Raw genomic sequence first — 4,876 nt, 5'->3', positions numbered from 1 at the left:
TATATCGCAATTTGTGACCGTTGACTTCGTTTATGTGCGGATCCACGTTTAAAATGATGATTTTTCTTTCCCAAGTGTCACATTAATGAATATATGGGGCATTTGGACTTCTTTCCGTACACCGAAGCCAGTAGGCAGAAACGTGAATCGTGTCGCTCTTATGCTCTGGAGTGTCAAGAAAACACGGTGGGCGTCTTTTGGCCACCGATGTTGCCCTTGTTCTCTGGAGTGCAAGCATCCGCCTGCAGTGGAAAGCACCAACTAACTGTGCAAATCAGGAAAATGTTAAGTACATTTTATCTAGATAACTTTTTCGCGATTTGCTGAACGATCAGTGGTGAAGGTTCTTCATTTTGGAGATTTTTAGGTGAATGGTGATCTAGATTGTTTTGCGGTACCACAGGTCCTCTCATATTAGCTAATCTATGAAGCTTCGTTTCTCCACCGAAATCCCTCTGTGCATTCATATAAACCTCCGGTGCTAGGAACCATCGGTGCCGAAGATAAACCGAACGGTCTTTGGCATGACTCATGCCGCTGTCTTTTATATCACACCATCCAATAACGGGGTTAAAAACTAAGCGACATCTGCACGATCGCGATCTTTTAAATGTTCCAAGCTTTCATTAGGCTTGAGAGTGCGTCTGGAAGTTCGTGTTCAGCTAAAGACCCAAATCCAAAAACAATTCGAGCATGCTTATACTCTGGTGCGGTTAGAGAGTAATAGGAGAGTGGGTAAACTTTCAAATGTTCTCGTTCTGCAGCTTCAACCAGTTCATTTTCAGTCATGCCATTCTTAATAACAAGAACGATGTGTAAGCCGGAATGTTCACCAATAATTTGCAATGTATTCTCGTACGGTCGCAGCAATTGTATGACGGTATCTAATTTACGACGATAGATTTTTCTCATGCGATTGAGATGTTTTTCGAAGTCACCCGTATTCATGAATGAAGTGAGAACGTGTTGATCGATTCTTGATACGGTAGAGTGATAGTCAGAAAAGGCCTTTTCGTAACGGTCAGATAGTGGCTGCGGCATGACCATATAACTAATTCTGGCAGACGGAATTAACGATTTGGAAAAGGATCCTAAGTAGATTACCTTGCCGTCTTGATCCATGCTTTGCAAAGATGGGATCGTTTTCCCTGTATAACGAAATTCACTATCGTAATCATCTTCAATAATGTATCGCCCGCTCTTGTCTCGTGCCCAGTCTAGTAGCTGCTTTCTTCTATTAATTGAAAGCACTGAGCCGTATGGGAAATGATGGGATGGGGTCGTGCATACAACATCGATTGTGGATTCCATAATATCATCCACACGTATTCCTTTGTCGTCAACAGGAATGGGTTGGAGTTTATGGGCGTAATTTTTGAGCAGTTTTGGCATTAATTGATACCCAGGATCTTCAATGCCAAACGTTTGCTCATCGCTGAGCAATAAAAACAATTGTTGAACTAACACTTCAATTCCTGCTCCGACAACAATTTGATCAACGGAGCAGGCAACGCCTCTAGAATGATAAAGATAAGAGGCAATCTCTTCGCGAAAGGATCGCTCCCCTTTTCCATCACCGAGCAATAGCAAATCGTGATTGGTCTCTTCCATCGTGTTTCTAAAATGTTTGCGCCACTTGTCATAAGGAAATTGGCGGCTGTCTATCTGTGCAGGGTGAAACGTGTAACGATGGGCGTGTTTCTTTGAAGGATACGATGCGGCTACACTGCTGGTCGGTGCTACATATTCCAAAGATTCAAATGCTTGTACAAAATATCCCTTGCGAGGAAGTACGGCGATGTATCCTTCCGCGTGTAACTGTTCATAGGCGGTTTCAATTGTATTCTGACTAATTTTAAGGAAGGTCGCTAGCTTTCTTTTGGACGGAAGTTTTGAGTTGTAAGCGATTCTGCCGGAAATAATTTCATTTTTTATGTGTGTGTAAAGCTGCTCATATAGAGGCGTTGTGCTTGTTCGGTCCAGTTCACACCAAAGTTGATCCATCGTTTCCACCTGACCCCATCAAAAATTAAAAAACTGACACTTATAACAATACCAGATGTCTTTTATACTTTGAAGCATCAATTACTTACAGACTATGGAGGCGTTACGATGGATAAGTTCGTCGGTACAGATCGTGTGAAACAAGGAATGGCACAAATGCAAAAGGGCGGCGTCATTATGGACGTTGTGAATGCGGAACAGGCAAAGATTGCTGAAGAAGCAGGGGCAGTTGCGGTTATGGCTTTAGAAAGAGTACCTTCGGATATTCGTGCAGCTGGCGGCGTTGCTCGAATGGCTGATCCTAGAATTACGGAAGAGGTAGTGAATGCTGTTTCGATCCCGGTCATGGCGAAAGCAAGAATTGGTCATATCGTGGAAGCGCGTGTATTGGAAGCAATGGGCGTTGATTATATCGATGAAAGTGAAGTTCTTACGCCGGCGGATGAAGTTTTCCATTTAAATAAGCGAGAGTTCACTGTTCCGTTCGTATGTGGTGCAAGAGATTTAGGGGAAGCGTCAAGAAGAATTGGCGAAGGTGCGTCGATGATTCGTACGAAAGGGGAACCTGGGACAGGAAACATCGTAGAAGCTGTACGACATATGAGAAAAATGCAAGCACAGATCAAGCAAATCGCTAATATGTCGACAGACGAGATTATGACAGAAGCGAAGAATATTGGTGCGCCGTATGAATTGTTGCTTGATATTAAAGAAAAAGGCCACTTACCTGTTGTGAACTTTGCTGCAGGAGGCATTGCCACTCCTTCGGATGCGGCATTAATGATGCAACTTGGCGCAGATGGTGTGTTTGTCGGATCAGGCATATTCAAATCCGATCACCCTGAGAAGTTTGCCCGTGCAATTGTTGAAGCGACCACTCACTTTACAGACTACAAGCTCATTGCTGAGCTTTCTAAAGATCTCGGTACTGCAATGAAAGGACTTGAAATCTCTACATTGGCACCTGCAGATCGCATGCAAGAGAGAGGTTGGTAATGTCAACGATTGGTGTGCTTGCCTTGCAAGGAGCGGTAGACGAACACATTCGCATGATTGAAAAGAGTGGTGCAAATGCGATCGCTGTGAAGCGAGTAAGCCAACTTGAAGAGATCTCAGGGTTAATCATTCCTGGGGGAGAGTCTACTGCCGTAAGAAGGCTCATTGACAAATATCACTTTTTTGAACCGTTGCAAGCATTTGCGCAATCGGAAAAACCAGTGTTTGGTACGTGTGCGGGTTTAATACTAATGGGAAGAGATCACCTGCGTCTCATTGATATGGAAGTCGAGCGGAATGCTTTCGGACGACAACGGGAAAGTTTTGAAGTGAAACTTCGGGTAAAAGGTGTTACAGAGGAAGTTGAAGCAGTATTTATTCGGGCGCCTCTTGTCAGAGCTGTCGGTACATCCGTCGATGTATTGAGCAATTATAATGATGAAACTGTCGCTGTTCGGGAAGGAAATTTTCTTGCTTGCTCATTCCACCCCGAGCTCACAGATGACTTGAGTATGCACCGATTGTTTGTGGAAATGGTTGAAAATGCATGTACTGTGTAAACGTTGACTGCCTCATCGCTACTAAATTATAGAGCGGTGAGGCAGTTTTTGTAACGAGTGTCTCTAGTTAACGTCAGTTTGATGTAAGGAGGTGGTGATGTTGAAAAGGTGGTTTGTGCCAATCATTTCTGTTGCGTTTCTACTCGGATGTGGGCCAAGTACCGAAAGTGCCGACTCTGCAGTTATTCATCAAATGGAGTCATTTCAAAATGTTGCACCGGATTCTTCTATAGCAATTGACGATCGTGATGTCTTACGAACCATGCAACGCTGGATAAATAGCGGTAGTGCTCAACCTGGAGCCGTCGATACGACTGATCCTCATTTCAAAGTTGAGTTTCCAGAGGAATCTTTTTATATTTGGACGACACCAGAAGGTGGTAGTATAATGGATACAGAAGATACCCATACGCTCCATTCGATGACAAACTGGGGGAATGAAAACATGCGTGACTTCCTCAAACAATACTTCACGTTGGAAGATGAATAGGTTAGTCATGTTGTGTGGGAATTATTAGATTTCGCGAAAAGGGTTGCATAACTTCTGTGCAACATGCTATATTAATGCATGTCGAAAAGATGACATACACCATTCATATGCGCCCGTAGCTCAATTGGATAGAGCGTCTGACTACGGATCAGGAGGTTAGGAGTTCGACTCTTCTCGGGCGCGCCATTTTCTTCATTAATATAGAGATTCGCCGTTCAGCTCTGTGGTCTTCTTGGAAAGGAACAAGAAGGTCGAGGAAACAAGGGAGCGAGAGAGTGAGCGTACACAGTACGCGACTTGAACGAACGAGTGCAGATGACGAAGAGATTCGCCGTTCATTTTCAAGAAGAACGGGAAGTAGCTCAGCTTGGCAGAGCACTTGGTTTGGGACCAAGGGGTCGCAGGTTCAAATCCTGTCTTCCCGACCATGATTGCCTAAATACATACTTACATTCATGCGGGTGTAGTTTAGTGGTAAAACCTCAGCCTTCCAAGCTGATGATGTGGGTTCGATTCCCATCACCCGCTCCATTTAAGAAAATGGGCCTGTAGCTCAGCTGGTTAGAGCGCACGCCTGATAAGCGTGAGGTCGGTGGTTCGAGTCCACTCAGGCCCACCATCTAAAAACTTTTGAAGTAAAGTGTTGACGATGGTTGTTAGAAAATGTTACATTAAAATTCGCGCTTCGGAAACAACCGATACGCTGAAAAAACACCACGAAAAAGTTGTTGACAGTACGTTGACCAGGTGGTAAAGTAGAAAAGTCGCCAAAACAGCGACAGAGCAACGATTGCCCTTTGAAAACTGAATGAAAGATAAGCGAAAT

The 4,876-nt window shown here is 44.1% G+C and carries 4 protein-coding genes and 4 tRNA genes; 7 read left to right on the top strand and 1 reads right to left on the bottom strand.

The window, feature by feature from the left end; genetic code table 11:
• Positions 1-606 precede the first annotated feature (606 nt).
• A complete protein-coding gene (locus tag JCM19039_RS21165) occupies positions 607-2,004 on the bottom strand; it encodes a PLP-dependent aminotransferase family protein (protein WP_042431092.1) in 1,398 nt (465 codons plus the stop codon).
• A 108-nt stretch (positions 2,005-2,112) separates the two neighbouring features.
• Between JCM19039_RS21165 and pdxS the strand changes: the two genes are divergently transcribed.
• From pdxS to JCM19039_RS21130, 7 genes are all read left to right on the top strand, one after another.
• The gene (gene pdxS, locus JCM19039_RS21160) at positions 2,113-3,000 is read left to right on the top strand and encodes a pyridoxal 5'-phosphate synthase lyase subunit PdxS (protein WP_042431090.1); all 888 of its coding nucleotides are present in this window, start codon (positions 2,113-2,115) and stop codon (positions 2,998-3,000) included.
• Positions 3,000-3,560: a pyridoxal 5'-phosphate synthase glutaminase subunit PdxT gene (gene pdxT, locus JCM19039_RS21155; protein ID WP_042431087.1), complete on the top strand. Its 561-nt coding sequence runs from the start codon at positions 3,000-3,002 to the stop codon at positions 3,558-3,560. The genes pdxS and pdxT overlap by 1 nt, the downstream gene beginning before the upstream one ends.
• Before the next feature lie 100 nt (positions 3,561-3,660).
• Positions 3,661-4,050 carry a hypothetical protein gene (locus JCM19039_RS21150; protein WP_152550316.1) on the top strand — a complete coding sequence of 130 codons (390 nt, stop codon included), beginning with the start codon at positions 3,661-3,663 and terminating at the stop codon, positions 4,048-4,050.
• A gap of 109 nt (positions 4,051-4,159) precedes the next feature.
• Positions 4,160-4,236: transfer RNA gene (locus JCM19039_RS21145), tRNA-Arg, on the top strand.
• A gap of 165 nt (positions 4,237-4,401) precedes the next feature.
• A tRNA-Pro gene (locus JCM19039_RS21140) sits at positions 4,402-4,478 on the top strand.
• Positions 4,479-4,507: 29 nt separating this feature from the next.
• Positions 4,508-4,581 (top strand) — tRNA-Gly (locus JCM19039_RS21135).
• Positions 4,582-4,592: 11 nt separating this feature from the next.
• Positions 4,593-4,669: transfer RNA gene (locus JCM19039_RS21130), tRNA-Ile, on the top strand.
• Positions 4,670-4,876: the final 207 nt, after the last annotated feature.

The sequence above is a fragment of the Geomicrobium sp. JCM 19039 genome, from assembly GCF_000698145.1.
Taxonomy (GTDB): Bacteria; Bacillota; Bacilli; order Bacillales; family Marinococcaceae; genus Geomicrobium_A.
Note: the sequence above shows the minus strand (reverse complement) of the source record. Positions and strands in the feature narration are given on the sequence as shown.